This is a genomic window from Actinomadura sp. NBRC 104425 (assembly GCF_030269545.1).
Classification (GTDB): domain Bacteria; phylum Actinomycetota; class Actinomycetes; order Streptosporangiales; family Streptosporangiaceae; genus Spirillospora; species Spirillospora keratinilytica.
In genome coordinates, this window is record NZ_BSTN01000005.1 from 184013 (window position 1) to 202085 (window position 18073).

At 74.3% G+C, this 18073-nt stretch carries 15 protein-coding genes; 12 read left to right on the forward strand and 3 right to left on the reverse strand.

The features are described 5' to 3' along the window. Positions 1 to 17 precede the first annotated feature (17 nt). From QSK22_RS10580 to QSK22_RS10610, 7 genes are all read left to right on the forward strand, one after another. Positions 18 to 767, forward strand: coding sequence for a response regulator transcription factor (locus QSK22_RS10580; protein WP_285493888.1), 750 nt, complete (start codon positions 18 to 20; stop codon positions 765 to 767). Further along, complete coding sequence (locus QSK22_RS10585) at positions 764 to 2227, forward strand: sensor histidine kinase (protein WP_285493889.1); 1464 nt, start codon at positions 764 to 766, stop codon at positions 2225 to 2227. Before QSK22_RS10580 ends, QSK22_RS10585 begins: the two co-directional genes overlap by 4 nt. A gap of 120 nt (positions 2228 to 2347) precedes the next feature. Further along, on the forward strand, positions 2348 to 3754 hold the full coding sequence (locus tag QSK22_RS10590) for a bifunctional glycosyltransferase family 2/GtrA family protein (protein ID WP_285493890.1): 1407 nt from the start codon (positions 2348 to 2350) through the stop codon (positions 3752 to 3754). After that, complete coding sequence (locus tag QSK22_RS10595) at positions 3751 to 6156, forward strand: ArnT family glycosyltransferase (protein ID WP_285493891.1); 2406 nt, start codon at positions 3751 to 3753, stop codon at positions 6154 to 6156. The genes QSK22_RS10590 and QSK22_RS10595 overlap by 4 nt, the downstream gene beginning before the upstream one ends. A gap of 10 nt (positions 6157 to 6166) precedes the next feature. Further along, positions 6167 to 8305 (forward strand): mannosyltransferase YkcB-related protein, encoded by a 2139-nt coding sequence (locus QSK22_RS10600; RefSeq protein WP_285493892.1) that lies wholly within the window; start codon positions 6167 to 6169, stop codon positions 8303 to 8305. A 107-nt stretch (positions 8306 to 8412) separates the two neighbouring features. Beyond that, entirely contained in the window at positions 8413 to 8712 is a 300-nt protein-coding gene (locus QSK22_RS10605) for a 4a-hydroxytetrahydrobiopterin dehydratase (protein ID WP_285493893.1), read from the forward strand. Between the two features lie 9 nt (positions 8713 to 8721). Then, positions 8722 to 9207, forward strand: coding sequence for a TIGR00725 family protein (locus tag QSK22_RS10610; protein ID WP_285493894.1), 486 nt, complete (start codon positions 8722 to 8724; stop codon positions 9205 to 9207). A 19-nt stretch (positions 9208 to 9226) separates the two neighbouring features. On the opposite strand, the gene QSK22_RS10615 is transcribed toward QSK22_RS10610, so the two are convergent. Both QSK22_RS10615 and QSK22_RS10620 read right to left on the reverse strand, forming a co-directional pair. After that, positions 9227 to 10090 (reverse strand): hypothetical protein, encoded by an 864-nt coding sequence (locus tag QSK22_RS10615; protein WP_285493895.1) that lies wholly within the window; start codon positions 10088 to 10090, stop codon positions 9227 to 9229. A 431-nt stretch (positions 10091 to 10521) separates the two neighbouring features. Beyond that, complete coding sequence (locus QSK22_RS10620; RefSeq protein WP_285493896.1) at positions 10522 to 11148, reverse strand: DJ-1/PfpI family protein; 627 nt, start codon at positions 11146 to 11148, stop codon at positions 10522 to 10524. A gap of 164 nt (positions 11149 to 11312) precedes the next feature. On the opposite strand from QSK22_RS10620, the gene QSK22_RS10625 reads away from it, so the two are divergent. After that, entirely contained in the window at positions 11313 to 12299 is a 987-nt protein-coding gene (locus tag QSK22_RS10625) for a GlxA family transcriptional regulator (RefSeq protein WP_285493898.1), read from the forward strand. Between the two features lie 579 nt (positions 12300 to 12878). On the opposite strand, the gene QSK22_RS10630 is transcribed toward QSK22_RS10625, so the two are convergent. After that, a complete protein-coding gene (locus QSK22_RS10630; protein WP_285493899.1) occupies positions 12879 to 13469 on the reverse strand; it encodes a TetR/AcrR family transcriptional regulator in 591 nt (196 codons plus the stop codon). Positions 13470 to 13863: 394 nt separating this feature from the next. Here QSK22_RS10630 and QSK22_RS10635 point away from each other — a divergent pair, with 394 nt between their 5' ends. The 4 genes from QSK22_RS10635 (at position 13864) to QSK22_RS10650 (ending at position 17686) form a co-directional block, all read left to right on the forward strand. Next, on the forward strand, positions 13864 to 15243 hold the full coding sequence (locus QSK22_RS10635; RefSeq protein ID WP_285493900.1) for an alkaline phosphatase PhoX: 1380 nt from the start codon (positions 13864 to 13866) through the stop codon (positions 15241 to 15243). A 149-nt stretch (positions 15244 to 15392) separates the two neighbouring features. After that, positions 15393 to 16454: an aminotransferase class V-fold PLP-dependent enzyme gene (locus tag QSK22_RS10640; protein ID WP_285493901.1), complete on the forward strand. Its 1062-nt coding sequence runs from the start codon at positions 15393 to 15395 to the stop codon at positions 16452 to 16454. Between the two features lie 64 nt (positions 16455 to 16518). Continuing rightward, positions 16519 to 16935: an ArsR/SmtB family transcription factor gene (locus QSK22_RS10645; protein ID WP_285493902.1), complete on the forward strand. Its 417-nt coding sequence runs from the start codon at positions 16519 to 16521 to the stop codon at positions 16933 to 16935. Between the two features lie 109 nt (positions 16936 to 17044). Next, on the forward strand, positions 17045 to 17686 hold the full coding sequence (locus tag QSK22_RS10650) for an SRPBCC family protein (RefSeq protein ID WP_285493903.1): 642 nt from the start codon (positions 17045 to 17047) through the stop codon (positions 17684 to 17686). Positions 17687 to 18073 lie beyond the last annotated feature (387 nt).

An 18073-nucleotide genomic window follows, 5' to 3' on the forward strand; every position in this document is an offset into this window, starting at 1 on the left:
CTGGTTACGGTGTGTGCATGGAGCCGGGTACGCAGCAGGCGGCGGGTGCGCGCATCCTGGTCGTGGATGACGAACCCGCGGTGCGCGAGTCACTGACCACCAGTCTGGAGTTCGAGGGGTACCGGGTCGCGGGCGCCGCCGACGGCGTCGCCGCGCTGGAGGAGGTCGAGCGCACCCCTCCCGACCTGGTGGTGCTGGACGTGCTGATGCCGCGCATGGACGGACTGACCGCCTGCCGCCGGCTGCGGGCCAAGGGCGCCATGATGCCGGTCCTCATGCTGACCGCCCGCGACATGGTCGGCGACCGCGTCACCGGGCTGGACGCCGGCGCCGACGACTACCTGGTCAAACCGTTCGAGCTGGACGAGCTGCTGGCCCGCGTGCGCGCCCTGCTGCGCCGCAGCGCCATGGCCGCCGCGGCCGCCGCCGGCACCGGCGGCGCAGGCGGCGCAGGCGGCGAACAGGACCTGCTGGTCTTCGACGACCTGCGGATGAACACGCTGACCCGCGAGGTGTCGCGCGCCGGCAACCCGCTGGAACTGACCCGCACCGAGTACATGCTGCTGGAGATGTTCCTGCGGCACCCCCGGCAGGTCCTCACCCGCGAGCAGATCCTGGAGACGGTGTGGGGCTTCGACTTCGAGCCCGCCTCCAACTCCCTGGAGGTGTACGTGATGTACCTGCGCCGCAAAACCGAGAACGGCGGCCTGCCGCGGCTCATCCACACCGTGCGCGGCGTGGGGTACGTGCTGAGATCGGCGTCATGATGCGCCGGCTGCCGCTGCGCGGGCGGCTGGCGCTGCTGATCGCACTGGCGGTGGCCGTGGCGGTGGCGGTGTGCGCGTCGGCCAGCTGGTTTTTGGTGCGCGGCCAGCTGTACGCCAAGCTGGACCAGCGGCTGGTGGGGATCGGCGGCCCGATGGTGGACGAACACGAGCCCGGCCCCGACGGTGGGCTGAGCGGAGGCATCGTGTTCCGCATGCGGCGGGACCTGAAGTCCGTGCTGGACACCTGCACGCCGACCGCCACCAGCGAGGGCGAGGTGCGGCCGCTGCCCGGCCCCTACACGATCATGCAGGTGGTGACCCAGGAGGGCGCCCCGTGCACGGTGCCGGGCGCCGGGTCGCTGCCGGTGACGGCGGCGGACATGCAGGTCGCACGCGGAACGCGGGCGCAGGCGCTCTACGACGGCACCGGCGTGGACGCCGACGGCAACCGCCGGGACGTGCGGATCTACACCCGCCCGTTCCTGGCCGAGGACGGCACCCGCGCGGCGGTGTCGTTCGCGATCCCGCTGGACGAGGTCACCGCGCCGCTGAACACGCTGGCGCTGTTCCTGGTGGCGGTGACGGCGCTGGGGGTGCTGGCGTCGGCCGGGGCGGGGCTGGTGATCGCGCGGGCGTCGCTGCGTCCGGTGGACGAGCTGACCCAGGTGGTCGAGCACATCGCCCGCACCGAGGACCTGGACACCCGCATCCCCGAGGAGGGCCGCGACGAGATCGCCCGGCTGAGCCGGTCGTTCAACACCATGACCGCGGCGCTGGCCGCGTCCCGGGAACGGCAGCAGCAGCTGATCGCCGACGCCGGGCACGAGCTGCGCACGCCGCTGACCAGCCTGCGCACCAACATCGACCTGCTGCTGCGCTCGCACGAGACCGGGCGGGAGCTGCCGCCGGACACGCGGCGGCGGATGCTGGTCAACGTCAAGGCGCAGATGCAGGAGCTGTCCAGCCTGGTCGGGGACCTGCTGGAGCTGGCCCGTCCCGCCGAGCAGGAGCCGTCGCAGGAGATCGTGGCGCTGCACGACGTGGTGGCGCGCGCGGTGGAACGCGCCCGGCTGCGCGGCCCGGGGCTGCGCATCGTCACCGATGTCAAACCGTGGTTCGTGCGCGGCGACCCGGGGTCGCTGGAGCGGGCCGTGGTGAACCTGCTGGACAACGCGGTGAAGTTCAGCCCGCCGGGCGGCACGGTGGGCGTGCGGCTGAGCGCGGGCGAGCTGACCGTGCGCGACCAGGGGCCGGGCATCGCCGCCGAGGACCTGCCGCACGTGTTCGACCGGTTCTGGCGTTCGCCGTCGGCGCGCAGCCTTCCCGGGTCGGGGCTGGGCCTGTCGATCGTAGCGCGGGTGGTGCACGAAAGCGGCGGCCAGGTCGGCCTGGAGCCGGCCGACGGGGGCGGCACGCTGGCACGCGTCCGCCTGCCCGGCTCCCCGTCCCGCCCCGACTGACCCCAACGGAAAGCCCCGCGCGCCCGGCGTTTCAGGGCGGGCGGGGCTTTCTCATCCGGGGTTAAGGAAGGACTCAGGGCCTTCCCACACCGGCCGGTCAACGTAGGTCCCATGAGTCACATGGTCACCGATCGGGCCGAACCCGCCGGGCCGTCGTCGTCCCCGCCCGGACCGGGCGGGCGGGGACGCCTGGTGGAGATCGCCGTGCCCGTCTACAACGAAGAGCATGTGCTGGCGCACAGCGTGCGGCGGCTGCACACCTATCTCGAGCAGACCTTCCCCTACCGGTTCCGCATCACCATCGCCGACAACGCCAGCACCGATGGCACCTGGCGCGTCGCGCGGGACCTGGAGGCCGAGCTGCCGGCGGTGCGCGCGGTGCGGCTGGAGCAGAAGGGCCGCGGCCGCGCACTGCGGCACGTGTGGGGCACCAGTGACGCCGACGTCGTCGCCTATATGGACGTGGACCTGTCCACCGACCTGGACGCCTTCCTGCCGCTGGTGGCGCCGCTGATCTCCGGGCACAGCGACCTGGCGATCGGGTCGCGGCTGACCCGGGGGTCGGCGGTGGTGCGCGGCCCCAAACGGGAGGTGATCTCCCGCTGCTACAACCTGCTGCTGCGCACGACGCTGGCGGCGCGGTTCACCGATGCGCAGTGCGGTTTCAAGGCCGCCCGCACGCAGATCGTGCAGGCGCTGCTGCCGTCGGTGGAGGACGAGCAGTGGTTCTTCGACACCGAACTGCTGCTGCTGGCCGAACGCAACGGGCTGCGCATCCACGAGGTGCCGGTGGACTGGGTGGACGACCCCGACAGCCGCGTGGACGTGCTGCGCACCGCGCTGGACGACCTCAAGGGCATGGCGCGCGTGGGACGCCGCATGATGACCGGCGCGTTCCGCGCACCGGTGGGCGGCCGGCCCGCCCCGCAGCTGCCGGCCGGGATGGCCCACCAGCTCCCCTCGTTCGCGATCATCGGGGTGTTCAGCACGCTCGCGCAGCTGGTGCTGTTCGTGCTGCTGCGCACGGTGATGGGGCCGCTGTGGGCCAACGCGCTGTCCCTGGTGGTCACCACGATCGGCAACACCGCCGCCAACCGCCGCTTCACCTTCGGGGTGACCGGGCCGCAGCGGGCGCTGCGCCACCAGCTGGAGGGTGGGCTGGCGTTCCTGCTGGGATTGGCACTGAGCACCGGCGGCCTGGCGCTGCTGCACGCGCTGGCGCCCGGCGCGTCGCGGATCGTGGAGGTGGTGGCGTTGGTGTGCGCCAACGGCGTGGCGACACTGGTGCGGTTCCTGCTGATGCGCGCCTGGATCTTCCACCCGCGGCGCCTGGACCGCTCCACCGCCCCCGCCGCAGGCCCCGCCGCAGGCCCCGTCGCCGGCCCTGTCGCCGGCCCTGTCGCCGGGCCTGTCGCCGGCCCTGTCGCCGGGCCGGCGCCCCAGCCCGTCGCCGGGCATGCCGCGGCCCCGGCCGTGTTCGCGCATGATCCGTCCCAGACCCGTCCCGACACGGAAGAGACCCGATGACCTCCCCCGCACACTCGACACAGACCTTTCCCGCAGCGCCGCACCCCAGGCACGCGGCCGGCGGCGGAGGCAGGCCGCGCGGCTCCGGCCGCCTGAGGCGGCTGGCCCTGGGCGGCCCGGACGACCCGCGCTGGTCGCGGCCGGCCCTGTGGGGCGTCCTGCTCGTGGCCTTCGCGCTGTACGCGTGGGGGCTGTCGGAGAACGGCTACGCCAACAACTACTACGCGGCGGCGGTCAAGAGCGCGACGCAGAGCTGGAAGGCGTTCTTTTATGGGTCGCTGGACGCCGGGTCGTTCATCACCGTGGACAAGCCGCCGATGGCGCTGTGGGCGATGGCGCTGCCGGCGCGGGTGTTCGGATTCAGTTCCTGGAGCATCCTGCTGCCGCAGGCGGTGCTGGGCGTGGCGGCCGTCGCCGTCCTGCACGCCACGGTGCGACGCGCGTTCGGGCACGTGGCGGCGCTGGTGGCGGCCGGGGTGCTGACGCTCACGCCGATCACCGTCGCGATCAACCGCGATAACAACCCCGACACGCTGCTGGTGCTGTTCCTGGTGCTGGCCGCCTGGGCGTGCCAGCGCGCCGTCGAGTCGGGGCGGCTGCGGTGGCTGGCGCTGGCGGCGGTGTTCGTCGGCTGCGGCTTCAACACCAAGATGCTGCAGGCGTTCGTGGTGCTGCCCGCGCTGGCGCTGGCGTACCTGGTGGCGGGCCGGCCCGGGCTGCTGCGGCGGCTGTGGCACCTGCTGGCGGCCGGCGGCATGCTGGCGGTGGCCGCGGGGTGGTGGATGGCGATCGTGGACTCCATCCCCGCCGACAACCGCCCCTACATCGGCGGCAGCGAGGACAACAGCGTGTGGGACCTGGTCATCGGCTACAACGGCCTGGGCCGGGTGTTCGGTGAAGGCGGCGGTCCCGGCGGTGGCGGCGGTCCCGGCGGCGGCCCGGGCGGCGGCGGTTTCGGTGGCGCCGCGGGCGCGGGCCGCATGTTCAACCAGATCGTCGGGGGCCAGATCTCCTGGCTGCTGCCGCTGTCGGCGATCGCGCTGGTGGCGGGGCTGGTGCTGCTGCGCAGGCGGCCGCGCACCGACCTGCAGCGTGCGGCGCTGCTGCTGTGGGGCGGCTGGCTGGCGGTGCACTACGTGGTGTTCAGCTTCGCCCAGGGCATCTTCCACCCGTACTACGTCACGGCGATGGGCCCGGCGATCGGCGCGCTGACCGGCGCGGGCGCGGTGCTGCTGTACGAGGCGTACCGGCGTTCGGCGGTGTGGGCGTTTGTGCTGCCCGCGGGCGTCGCGGTCACCGGCGTGTGGGCGTTCGTGCTGCTCAACCGCACCCCGCAGTGGAATCCGTGGCTGCGGTGGCTGGTGGCGGCGGTGACGGTGCTGGCCGTGGGCGCCCTGCTGGTCGCGCGGTTCGGCCGGCAGGCGGGGCGTCCGGTGACGGTCGCGGGGCTGGCGCTGGGTCTGGTGGCGGTGCTGGCGGGGCCGGGCGCGTACGCGGCGTCGGCGGCGTCGTCGCCGGTGAACGGCTCCAATCCGCTGGCGGGTCCCAGCTCGCAGAGGGGGCCTGGCGGGTTCGGCGGTCCCGGCGGCGGCCGGGGCTTCCCGGGCGGCCAGGGGTTCCGGTACCGGGCTGATGGCGCACGGCAGGGTCTGCCGGGCGGCGCTGCCGGTGACGGTCGCGGCGGCACGCAGCAGCAGATGCCCATGCCGGGACAGGGCACGGGCGGCCAGGGCACGGCCGGAACGTCCGGCGGCACGTCCTCGGGCCGCGCCTCCACGGGCCGCACCTCCACGGGCGGCACGACTGCAGGCCGCGCGCCCGCCGGCAACGCCCCCGCGGGCGGCACTTCCTCTGGCAACGCCCCCGCGGGCGTCCCGCCCGCCGCCGGCTACGGTTCGCAGGGCACGCCCGGCGGGATGTCCGCCGCACCCGGTGGGGCGCCCGGCGGTGGACGCGGCGGCGGCCCCGGCGGCATGGTCGACCAGAAGATGATCTCCTACCTGGTGAAGAACCAGGGGTCGGCCCAGTGGCTGCTGGCGGTGTCGAGCGCGCAGGAGGCGTCCTCGATCATCCTGCAGACCGGCCGTCCCGTCATCGCCATGGGCGGCTTCAGCGGCAGCGACCCGGCGATGACCGTCGAGAAGCTGCAGAAGTACGTCAAGGAGGGCAAGCTCCGCTACATCCTGCTCGGCGGGCGCGGCTTCGGCGGCGGCCCCCGCGGCGGCAACAACGGCGGCCCCGGTAACTCCGGCAGCAGCACCGACGACATCACGACCTGGGTACAGCAGCACGGTAAGAAGGTCGACCCGAGCGAGTACGGCGGCTCGACCTCGAGTGGCGGCTCGTCCTCGGGCAGCACGACGACGTCCGCCGACACCAGCCAGCTGTACCGGTTGGGCTGAGGAGCATCCCATGGCGAGTGTGCTGGAGGCCGTGACCGTCCCCCGGACGCGTGAACGGTCCTGGGGAGGCGACCCGGCATGGGCGCGTCCGGCGCTGCTGGTGCTGCTGGCGGCCACGGCCGTGCTGTACCTGTGGGATTTGGGCGCCTCGGGGTGGGCGAACTCCTTCTACTCGGCCGCCGTGCAAGCCGACGCGTCCAACTGGAAGGCGTTCTTCTTCGGATCCTCCGACGCGGCCAACGCCATCACCGTGGACAAGACGCCCCTGGCATTGTGGCCGATGGTGTTGGCGGCGCGGGTGTTCGGGGTGAACTCCTGGAGCATCCTGGTGCCGCAGACGCTGATGGGCGTGGCGACCGTCGCCACCGTGTACGCGGCGGTGCGGCGTGCGCTCGCCGGTGCCGTCCCCGCGCACGTCGAGGCCGGCGCGGGGCTGCTGGCGGGTGCGGCGCTGGCGCTGACCCCGGTGGCCGCGCTGATGTTCCGGTTCAACAACCCCGACGCGCTGCTGGTGCTGCTTTTGACGGCGGCGGCGTACGCGCTGGTGCGGGCGCAGGAGCAGGCGAGCACCCGCTGGCTGGTGGTGTGCGGTGTCTGCGTCGGCCTGGGGTTTTTGGCCAAGATGATGCAGGCGTTCCTGGTCCTGCCCGCGTTCGGCCTGGTGTACCTGCTGGCCGCGCCGACGCCGCTGCGTCGCCGCATCTGGCAGCTGGCGCTGGCGGCGGCCGCGATGGTGGCCTCCGCGGGGTGGTGGGTGGCGATCGTCGCCCTGGTCCCCGCGGGGGCCCGCCCCTACATCGGCGGGTCGCAGCACAACAGCGTGCTGGAGCTGGCCCTGGGCTACAACGGGCTGGGGCGGCTCAACGGCAACGAGGTCGGCGGGCTGGGCAACACCAACCAGGACGCCGGGTGGGGCCGCATGTTCGGCTACGCCAACGGCGGCCAGATCTCCTGGCTGCTGCCCGCCGCGCTCATCCTGCTGGTCGCGGGCCTGTGGGTGGTGCGGCGGGCGCCGCGCACCGGCCGGGTGCGGGCGTCGCTGGGGCTGTGGGGCGGGTGGCTGCTGGTCACCGGCCTGGTGTTCAGCCTGATGCAGGGCATCTTCCACGAGTACTACACCGTGGCGTTGGCTCCGGCGGTCGCCGCGCTGACCGGTCTGGGGGCGGGGCTGCTGTGGTCGCGCCGCCGGCACGCGGCGGCCACGGCGACGCTGGCGGCGGTGGTGGCGGCGACGGCGGTGTGGTCGTACACGCTGCTGCACCGCACGCCGGATTGGCTTCCGTGGCTGGCGCCGGTGGTGCTGGTGGGCGGTCTGGTGGCCGCCGGGGTGCTGCTGGGCGCGGCGTATCTGCCGGGGCGTGTCGTCGCGGTGGCGGCGGCGGTGGCCGTGGCGGCGTCGCTGGCGGGTCCGGCCGCCTACGCGCGGGACACGGTCACCACTGCGCACACCGGGGCGATCGTGACGGCCGGGCCGTCGGCCGGGGCCGGGCCGGGGCGTTTCGGCCGCGGCGGTCGGCCGGGCGGCGGTCCGGGCGGGGGCATGCCCGGGGGCATGGCGGGTGGTGCGCGGCGCTTGCCGCAGGGCGGCCAGCCGGGCGCCATGCAGGGCTTTCCGCAAGGCGGCCGGCAGAACAGCCGGCAGAGCAGCCGGCAGAACGGGTCGCAAAGCGGCCGGCAGGACGGTCAGGCCGGGACGCCCGGCGGGAGCTGGACTGGTCGTGCCCGCGGCGACGGCGGCGGTCCGGGGCAGGGCCGCGGCGGCGGGCCGGGCGGCCTGCTGAATTCGCCGACGCCGAGCGCTGAGCTGGTGGCGCTGCTGAAGGCGAACGCCGGTTCCTACCGGTGGACGGCCGCGACCGTCGGGTCCAACAACGCCGCCGGGTACCAGCTGGCCACCCGCACGCCGGTGATGGCGGTCGGCGGGTTCAACGGCACCGACCCCGCCCCGACGCTGAAGCAGTTCCAGGCCTACGTGGCCCAAAAGAAGATCCACTACTTCATCGGCGACGGGATGGCCATGGGACGCGCGGGCATGGGCGGTTCGACCAGCGGCAGCGACGCGGCCCAGCAGATCGCCCAGTGGGTGCAGGCCGACTTCACCGCCCGCACGGTCGGCGGCGTCACCGTCTACGACCTGACGTCCCGGTGATGCGCGCCCTCCGGGACGGCCGTTAACGTCGGTGGGGACGGTGCCGGTGACCGGCACCGTCCCCACCGACGCGTCTGGGCGCGTCCTGCGACAGGGGGAGGCAAGCGATGGCCGACAGGCTCGACGATTCCGCCGTGACCGCCCGCCTGAAAGACCTGCCGCACTGGGCGCGCGACGGCGACCGGATCCGCCGGAGTGTCACGGCGCCGTCGTTCATGGCGGGGATCGACCTGGTGGGCGAGGTGGCGCGGTCGGCCGAGGAGGCCGACCACCATCCCGACATCGACATCCGCTGGCGGACGGTGACGTTCACGCTGACCACGCACAGCGCGGGCGGGTTGACCGAGCGGGACTTCGCGCTGGCGGCGCGGATCGACCAGGCCGCGGCCCGGCACGGCGCCCGGTAGGCGCCCCCGGTGGCGGTGCAGGTGGCGGTGCAGGTGGCGGTGTGCGGGCCGCGTGAGTGCTCGCGCACCGAGTGGGAGCTGGCCCGCGAGGTGGGGCGGTTGCTGGCCGAGCGGGGCGCGGTGGTGGTGTGCGGCGGCTACGGCGGCGTGATGGCGGCCGTGGCCGCCGGCGCGTACCGGGCGGGCGGCGTGGTCGTGGGGGTGCTGTCGGCCGACGACCGGGCGGGGGCCTGCGCGGATCTGACGGTGGTGCTGCCGACGGGGCTCGGCGAGGCCCGCAACAACGTGATCGTCAACGCGGCGGACGCGGTGATCGTGGTGGGCGGGTCGTGGGGGACGCTGTCGGAGGTGGCGCTGGCGGTGCGGCGCGGCGGGGTGCCGGTGGTGCAGCTGGGCGGCTGGCAGGTCCTGGACGGGCAGGGCCGTCCGCTGGAGGCCGTGCGGCGGGCGGCGACCGCCGCCGAGGCCTTGGACTTGACCGGTCTGTGGCCGTGACCTTTCGGCCACGCCGGCGTCACGCCCTTCGGTCGCCCGGCTCCTCGGCGTCCTTCTTTCTCTGCTCGTCCTTCTTCCGCCCGGCGCCGGTGTCGCCGGGGGCGGCGGCGCCGCGGGGGGCGCGGTCCTGTTTCCTGCGCCGATCGACCTCGTGCACGGCGACGCCGACGGCGATCAGGATCGGCGTCCAGTATTTGGCCGTGGCGAGGATCGCCTGGAGCCAGCCGGGCGGGGTGATGTCGGGCAGGTCGACGTCGGGCCAGGGGATCTCGGGCAGCGGCAGGTCCGGCGGGTCGATGTCGGGCAGATCGACATCAGGGCGCGGCAGGTAGGACACCAGCAGCCGCACCACTGCGCTGATCAGCGCGCTGACGCCCAGGATGCCGAACACCACCTTGCCGGTGGCCGCCACGACGTGCCGCGAGGCGTACAGGGCGGGGTGCTTGCGGGCCAGGCGTTCGCGGCGTGCGGCGCGGGTGCCTTCCGGTGCCGTGAACGGGTGGATCTGCCGCCCGGCGTCGCCGCCGTCGTTTTCTTCGCCGTCTTCGGTGTCTTCTTCCGTGTCGTCCTCTTTTGTGTCGTCTCCCTTCATGTCGGGGGTGTCGCGGCCGGGGCGGGGCGGGGCCAGGACGCAGCGGGCGGCCTGGCCGTCGAGCAGACCGAGGGGGTCGAAGGTGACCAGCACGCACATGTCGCCGTAGGGCAGCTTGGCCTGGTGCAGGGCCCGGGTCTCGGCCTGCTGGATGCCGTCCACGTACAGGCGGACGACGCGCATCCACCCGACGCGTGCGGTCTCGACCTGCAGGTGATGCCCGTCGTGGTCGAGCCGCCAGCGGCCGTCGGCGGCCGCGCCGGTCATGACGCTCCCCTTGGTCGTGGACACTGATCCTCCCGCATCGGCTGGGTTCAGCATGCCAGGTGCGGGAGGAGTACGGCATCGGCCGATGGGTCCGACCGCCGTCGACCAAAGTCGATGAACGTCATGAGCCGATGGGCATCATGCCTGGGCGTCATGCCGGCGCGGGCGGCGGCCGGGCACAGCGATCTCACCGGGACCCGGCCGGGCATGCCGGTTTTGGAAAGACGGCGCCACGGCCGGCGGGGCGAGGCTGTGGGCGGCACGGATACGGCCGGTTCCACCAAGGTCGATCGAGTGTCATGCCGGTGGGGGCGGCGACGCGCCAGGCGAACGGAGGGCTGTGGGCGGCCGCGACGCGAAGTGCAGGGATGCGGCCGGTTCGCCGACGCCGCACGCACCGGGGAAGGGTGCCCTTCGCCGGAGCGGGCGGCGCCCGTGGGCGGTGGCGTGGACGGTCAGTTGTCGGGGAACATGCCGCGGGCGTAGGCGACGACCTGCGGCGGTGCCGTCTCAGGGGATCCGGCGTCGAACGGCGGGCGCGGGGCGTACTCGAACATCAGCTGGACGAGCTGGGCGCGGTCTGCGTCCCACAGGTCGGCGATCAGGGTGAGCGCCATGTCGATGCCGGCCGATACGCCCGCCGCCGTGATGACATCGCCGTCGACGACCACGCGTTCGGTGCTGACCACGGCGCCGAGGTCGGCGAGCAGGTCGCGGGCGAGCCAGTGCGTGGTGGCGCGGCGGCCGGTCAGTATCCCGGCCTTGGCCAGCAGGGTCGAGCCGGTGCACACCGAGGCCGTCCGGACGGCGGTGGGATGGGCGGCGGCCAGCCACGCCAGCAGCGGCTCGTTGTCCAGGGCGGCGTCCCAGGTCGAGCTGCCCGGCACCACGACCAGGTCGGGGCGGGGCAGGTCGTCGAACGCGGTGTCGGCCTGGATGACCAGGCCGGAGTCGCAGCGGACCGGTCCGGGGCGGGCGGCGACGAAGTGCGCTGTGACCTCGGGCATGGCGGCGATCGCGTCGGCCGGGCCGATCAGATCCAGTGCGGTCATGTTGTCGTAGAGCACGAAGGCCGCGTCCATGGCGGCTCCTTTCCGGTGTGGTCATCTGCTCGACCGGGGTGGACCCCGGGGCGGAGGCGGTTTCAGCTTGCGGTGGGCGGCGGCGCGTCAGCAATGACGCATCGCCCACGGATCAGGACATCGGGTGTCGGGTCTGCCGGGGCTGCTGGAGCATGCTTGTCGGCATGCGGGAGGTGCTGATCGTGGTGTACGACGGCGTCCAGTCGCTGGACGTCACGGGCCCGGCGGAGGTGTTCGACGGTGCCGCCCGGTTGCGGCCCGGCGGGTACCGGGTGCGGCTGGCCTCGCCGGACGGCCGGGCGGTGACGACGTCGTCGGGCCTGCGGTTGGGCGTGCACACCGCGCTGGCGGCGGCCGGTCCGGTGGACACGCTGGTGGTGGCGGGCGGCCCGCCCTCGGACATCTCGTCCGACGGGGACCTGGTCGCGGGGGTGCGCACGGCGGCCTCGGCCGCCCGCCGGGTCACCTCGGTGTGCACGGGCGCGTTCGTGCTGGCCGCGGCGGGGTTGCTGGAGGGGCGCCGCGCGACGACGCACTGGGCGTACTGCGATCGGCTGGCCGCCGTGCATCCGGGCGTCGCGGTGGCGCCGGATGCGATCTGGGTGCGGGACGGCCCGGTGGTGACCTCGGCGGGTGTGACGGCGGGAGTCGATCTGGCGTTGGCGCTGGTCGAAGAGGACCACGGCGCCGCGGTGGCCCGGGAGATCGCCCGCTGGCTGGTGGTGTTCATGCAGCGGCCGGGCGGGCAGTCGCAGTTCAGCCGGCGTGCGCGGACGCGGCCCGTACGGCGTGAGGCGCTTCGTGCTCTGCTGGATCACATCGCCGCCGAGCCGGCGGCCGATCTGTCGGTGGAGGCGATGGCGGCGCGGTTGTCGATGAGCCCCCGCCACTTCAGCCGGGTGTTCGCCGATCAGGTGGGGGTGAGCCCGGGACGGTATGTGGAGGAGGTGCGGGTGGAGGCGGCCCGCTGCCTGCTGGAGTCCGGTGACGATGGGGTGGACACCGTGGCGCGGCTGAGCGGTTTCGGTAGCGCCGAGACGATGCGGCGGGCGTTCTTGCGGCATGTCGGCGTTCCGCCCGCCGCGTACCGGGACCGTTTCCGCACCACGGCCCGCCCCGTCGCGCCGCGGCCGGATCCTGCCGGCGGATGAGTGTCCGGCGCCTGCCCGAGCACCGGCCCCCGCCGACGATGAGCTGAGCCGAGGACGGGATCCTCGGCTACGCCGCCGCTTGCGGCTGCGTCGCCACCGGCAGCGGCAACCGCACCGGGCACCTGACCCCGGCGCAGGGGGCGGCGGTGGTGGTGCGGCTGGCCGCGCTCGGCGCCGACGGCCCGACCGCCAGGGGTTCTTCGCCCAGGGACGGCCCGTTGCCCCGGTGGGCGAGCGGACCGGGGCCGATGGCGCGGCACGGCGGCCGGACGGCCGCGCCGACGCTGCGGCCGGTGGCGTGCTGCCGCAGCGTCAGCGCGCCGCAAGGGTTCGACCGCCGAGGGGGATCAGGCGGAAACAGCCGCGTCGTTGATGGGTTCGCCTGCGGATTCGCGGAGGCTTTTGCGCAGGTGGTCGGCGGTGGCGGAGCCGGTGGCGCCGAGCAGCACGCAGGCGCCGACGGCCCGGCCGGGGCGGGGAGCGGGCGGCTGGTGGAGCCGCCGGAGTTGGCCGACCGCCTGGGCGATCTGGGCCGCAGACTGCTACGAGCCGCCGGCCGAGCATAGGACGCGACAGGGTTCAGTGCGCGCGGTAGGGGGCGAGCACCGCGTCCAGGTCGGCGTGGACGGTGTCGGCGAGCGGAGCACCCCCGCCATCCAGCGCCCACAGGATGAGAGTGCCGTTGTAGGCGACCTGGACGGCGCGTGCCAGGGCGGCGGTGTCGACGCCGGGGGCCAGTTCACCGGCGCGGGCGGCCTGGGCGAGCAGGTCGGTGATCTGCTCGCGGACGGCGCGGGCGTGGGCGGCGGCGTGTTCGCGCAGGCCGGGGTCGGTCAGGTCCAGTTGCAGCAACCCCAGGCTGTTGGCCATCTCCTCCGCGCTGCGGACGCCGGCGGCCATGGCGGCCAGCGCGGCGCGCAGGGCGGCCAGGGGCGAGGGGTGCTCGCGGCGGGCGCGGTCGAAGGGGTCACCGGCGCCGAGGGCGGCGCGGCGGGCGAACGCCAGCAGCAGGCCGCGTTTGGAGCCGAAGCGCTGCACGAGGGTGGCGGGCGACAGGCCGGCCTCGGCGGCGACGCCGCCGAGGGTGAGCCTGCCGGGGCCGTGCCGCAGCAGGGCGCGGCCGGTGGCCTGCAGGATGGCCTCGTCGCTGGTGGTGCGCGGTCGCGCCACGGTGTGCGTTCCCTCCGCCGCAGTGGTTGGTGAACGTGTTAGTGAACGGCTGTTTGCGAACCTTATCGGACACCGCCGCCCGCCCCGCCCCAGCGCGCGCAGGGGCCGTCCAGATCGAGGGAACTCATCGCAGAGCACAGCGGACCGCCCGCAACCCCGCCTTTCTGACGAACCCATCCGACACGCCGCGACGCCGCGCCCCCACGGTCGAAACGCGAAACGGCCAGGTCCCATCGGGGCCGCAGCGCCGCGCGGCACGGGCCTTGACCGATCTTGGCAATGTTCGCCCATGCCCGCGCCGCAGGCCCGTGTTACAAACACCGCGACAGATCGTGAACCGCCGGGGTCCGCCCGGTGAACGGTTCGCGTCGGCGACGCACACACGGAGTGACCCATGGCAGTGCCCGTCACCCGACGGCGGCTTCTGGCAGGTTCCGGCACGCTCGGCGCCGGCATCGCGTTCACCGGCGCGGTGGAGGCCCTGTTCTCCGGCTGCGCGCAGGCCGCCGAGGTCGGCGGCACGGCCGGATACGGGCCGCTGGTGCCCGACCCCGAAGGCGTGCTGGACCTGCCGCGCGGGTTCCGCTACACCATCCTGTCGCGTGAGGGCGAGCCGCTGCGGTCGGGGCAGGGCCCGGTGCCCAGCCACCACGACGGCATGGCCGCCTTCGCCGGGCGCCGCGGCGGCGAGGTGCTGCTGGTGCGCAACCACGAGAACCGCCCCGACGCCGCGCACCGCGTACCCGCCGTCGACGACCTCACCTACGACCCCGAGGGCAAAGGCGGCTGCACCGCGCTGGAGGTGGACGCCGCCGGGCGGGTGCGCGCCGAGCGCGTGGCGATCGCCGGGACCGCGGTCAACTGCGCCGGCGGCCCCACCCCGTGGGGCACATGGCTGACGTGCGAGGAGACCGAGGACACCGCCGGCACCAACGGCTACACCAAGGACCACGGGTTCGTGTTCGAGGTGGATCCGCGGGGCCGCCGCACCGAGCCGGTGCCGCTGACGGCGCTGGGCCGCTTCCAGCACGAGGCGGTGGCGGTCGACCCGCGCGACGGGGTGGTGTACGAGACCGAGGACGCCTTCCAGCGGCCGTTCGGGCTGTTCTACCGGTTCCTGCCGCACCGTCCGCGCGGCGGGTTCGGCAGCCTGCGCGCGGGCGGGCGGCTGGAGGCGATGCGGGTGCCGGACGTGCCGGACCTGTCGGTGGTGTCCGAGCCGGGCACGGTGTTCGAGCGGATCGAATGGGTGAAGGTGCCCGACCCGCTGGCGCGCCGCACGCCGATCCGGCTCCAGGACTTCGGCCCCCGCGGCATCACGCACGCCCAGAAGCTGGAGGGCTGCTACTGGGGCGGCGACCGGGTGTACTTCGTGTCCAGTTACGCCCGCAGCCGGGAGGGGTCGAGCGGCGACCACTTCGGGCAGGTGTGGTCGTATGAGCCGGCGCGGCGGCGGCTGACGCTGGTGGTGGTGTTCGGCCCCGGCACCGACGTGCAGACGCCGGGCGAGTCGCCCGACAACATCTGCCTGGCGCCGCAGGGCGGGCTGATGGTGTGCGAGGACGGCGGCGGCGCCCAGCACGTGTTCGGGGTGACGCGCGGCCGCCGGGTGTACCCGATGGCGCGCAACCGGCAGAACATCGGCACCGAGGACGCCCCGGAGTGGGGCGAGTTCGCCGGGGTGACGTTCTCCCCGGACGGTCGGACGATGTTCGTCAACGTCTACGAGCCGGGCACCACGTTCGCCGTCACCGGTCCCTGGCGCCGCCTGTAACCGCCGCCGGGTGCCCGCACGCTCGAGCGGGCGCGGTTCGCATCGAACATGCCGGTCGAACATGCCGGTCGAACGGGCCGGCGCGGCGGCACGGCACAAGAACCGGCCGTGTTTTGTGCCGCGGCGGCGCAGCGGCCGATGATCGGGGCATGGCTGCTTCGATCGGCATCGACCGGGCGCGGCGCGAGTTCGCCCCCAAGGTCACCTACCTCAACACCGCCTCCTACGGGCTGCCGCCGCGCGCGGCGCACGAGGCGATGCTGGCGGCCGAGCGCGACCGCGCCGGCGGCCTGCTGACCACCGGGCGGATGGACCAGGTGGTGGCGCGGGCGCGCGGCGCGTTCGCCCGCCTGGTGGGCGTGCCCGCCGAACACGTGGCGATCGGGCCGCAGGTGTCGTACTTCGTGGGGCTGGTGGCGTCCTGGCTGCCCGACGGCGCGACCGTGCTGGTCGCCGAGGAGGACTTCACCTCGCTGCTGTTCCCGTTCGCCGCCCGGCCCGGCCTGCGGGTGCGGCCGGTGCCGCTGGAGTCGATCGCCGAGGCGGTGGACGGCACGGTCGACCTGGTGGCGGTGTCGGCGGTGCAGTCGGCCGACGGCCGCCTGGCCCCCGTGGAAGATCTGATCGGCACGGCCCGCGCGCACGGGGCGCGGGTGCTGCTGGACGCCACGCAGGCCGCCGGGTGGCTGCCGCTGCCCGCCGACCGCGTCGACCTGCTGGTCGCCGGCGGGTACAAGTGGCTGCTGGGCCCGCGCGGCACGTGCTTTCTGACCGGCGACCCCAAGGTGCTGGCGCAGCTGCCGGCGGTGGCGGCGGGCTGGTACGCCGGGGCGCAGGTGTGGGAGTCGCTGTACGGGCTGCCGCTGCGGCTGGCCGGTGACGCGCGCCGGCTGGACCTTTCTCCGGCGTGGCCGTGCTGGGCGGGGCACGCCCCGGCGCTGGAGCTGCTGGAGCGGGTCGGTGTGGACGCCGTCCACCGGCACAACCTGGCCATGGCCGACCGGTTCCGCGCGGGCCTGGGTTTGGAGCCGGGGGATTCGGCGATCGTGTCGGTGCCGGTGCCGGAGGGGACGGCCGAGCTGCTGCGCGAGCACGGCGTGGTGGCGTCGGTGCGGGCCGGGCGGTTGCGCTGCTCGTTCCACCTCTACACCACCGAGGCCGACGTGGACCGCGCGCTGGAGCTGCTGGCGGGCCGCGTCACCACCGCATAGAGCGCATGAAGCACCCCTTATATAAGCCTTGACTTTAATAAGTCGGGGTGGATAGTTTCGGGGCGTGCACGCGTTCGACGTCCTCGGCGACCCGGTGCGCCGCCGGATCCTGGAGCTGCTGGCCGAGGGGGAGATGACCTCCGGTGCGGTCTCGGAGCGCATCCGGGCCGAGTTCGGCATCTCCCAGCCGGCGGTGTCGCAGCATCTGAAGGTGCTGCGCGAGTCGGGGTTCGCGACGGTGCGCGCGCAGGGCACCCGCCGCCTGTACGCGGTGGACTCGGCGCCGCTGCGGGAGGTGGACGCCTGGCTGGACCGGTTCCGCCGGTTCTGGACGCCGCACCTGGACGCGCTGGGCACCGAGCTGGCGCGCGGCCGGCGGGAACGCCGCCTGCGCCGGTCCGCGGGCCCCGGCGGGTCCGATGGCCGCGGCGACGGCCACGGTGACGGCACCGGCCACGGTGACGGCACCGAGCGCGCGTGACACAGCGCAACGACCCGGGTTCCCGGCGACCCGGGTGGCAATGAACCCGGTGACCGGGGTCGCGGTGACACCGGCCGCGACACCTTCGACGTCGGCAAGGAGAGCCCTCATGATCGAGGTCAGTGAGCAGATCAACGCGGTGACGCGCACCATCGGCACCCGCACGCTGGAGGCGGGACAGGCGCGGGTGCTGACGATCGCGCAGACCTACCCGTCCCCGGTGGAGGACGTGTGGGACGCCTGCACCAACATCGAGCGCATCCCGCGCTGGTTCCTGCCGGTCACCGGCGACCTGCGGCCCGGTGGCCGCTTCCAGTTGGAAGGCAACGCCGGCGGGACGATCGAGCGCTGCGACCCGCCCAAGAGCTTCGCCGCCACCTGGGAGTTCGGCGGGGAGGTCAGCTGGATCGAGGTGCGGCTCACCCCCGCCTTCGACGGCGGCACGCGGCTGGAGCTGGAGCACGTCGCGCACGTCGACGACGAGCTGTGGGCGCAGTACGGCCCCGGCGCCGTCGGCATCGGGTGGGACGGGGCGCTGCTGGGCCTGGCCCTGCACCTGACCACGGGCCGGACCGTCGACCGGCAGGAGGCCGCCGCCTGGATGACCTCCCCGGAGGGCCTCCGCTTCCACCGGGAGAGCAGCGAGCGGTGGCGGGAGGCCAGCGTGCGGGCGGGCACGGACCCGCAGGCGGCCCGCGAGGCGGCCGACCGGGTCCTCGCCTTCTACACCACCCCTCCCGAGCAGTCCTGACCCGCACCACCACGGGTCCGCCGCGGTGGGGACGGCGGCTGCCTGCGCCGGGCGACCGGTGGGCGCAGCCCGTCTTCACGCATGTGTACGCGCTGTCGCTTTCGCAGCGAAGCCGACGGGGCACCGAAGCGAGAAGACCGCCATGACCTCCCTGCGCTTCCCCTCACCAGCGGACGCACGGCCCGCCATGAAACCACTTCATAGGTCGCCCGGTCGACGGCGGCGGCTTCGAGAGGACGGCCTGGTTGCGAGCGGGAGAGCATGGCGTGGCGGCTGGTGGCGGCCCGGTGGCGCTCGAGCGGTCGAGGCGGTCGACACCGTGCTCCACGGCATCGCGGACCTTGCGGCCGGTCGGGTCGAAGGCGGGTGGACGGCCGCGGCCGCCGG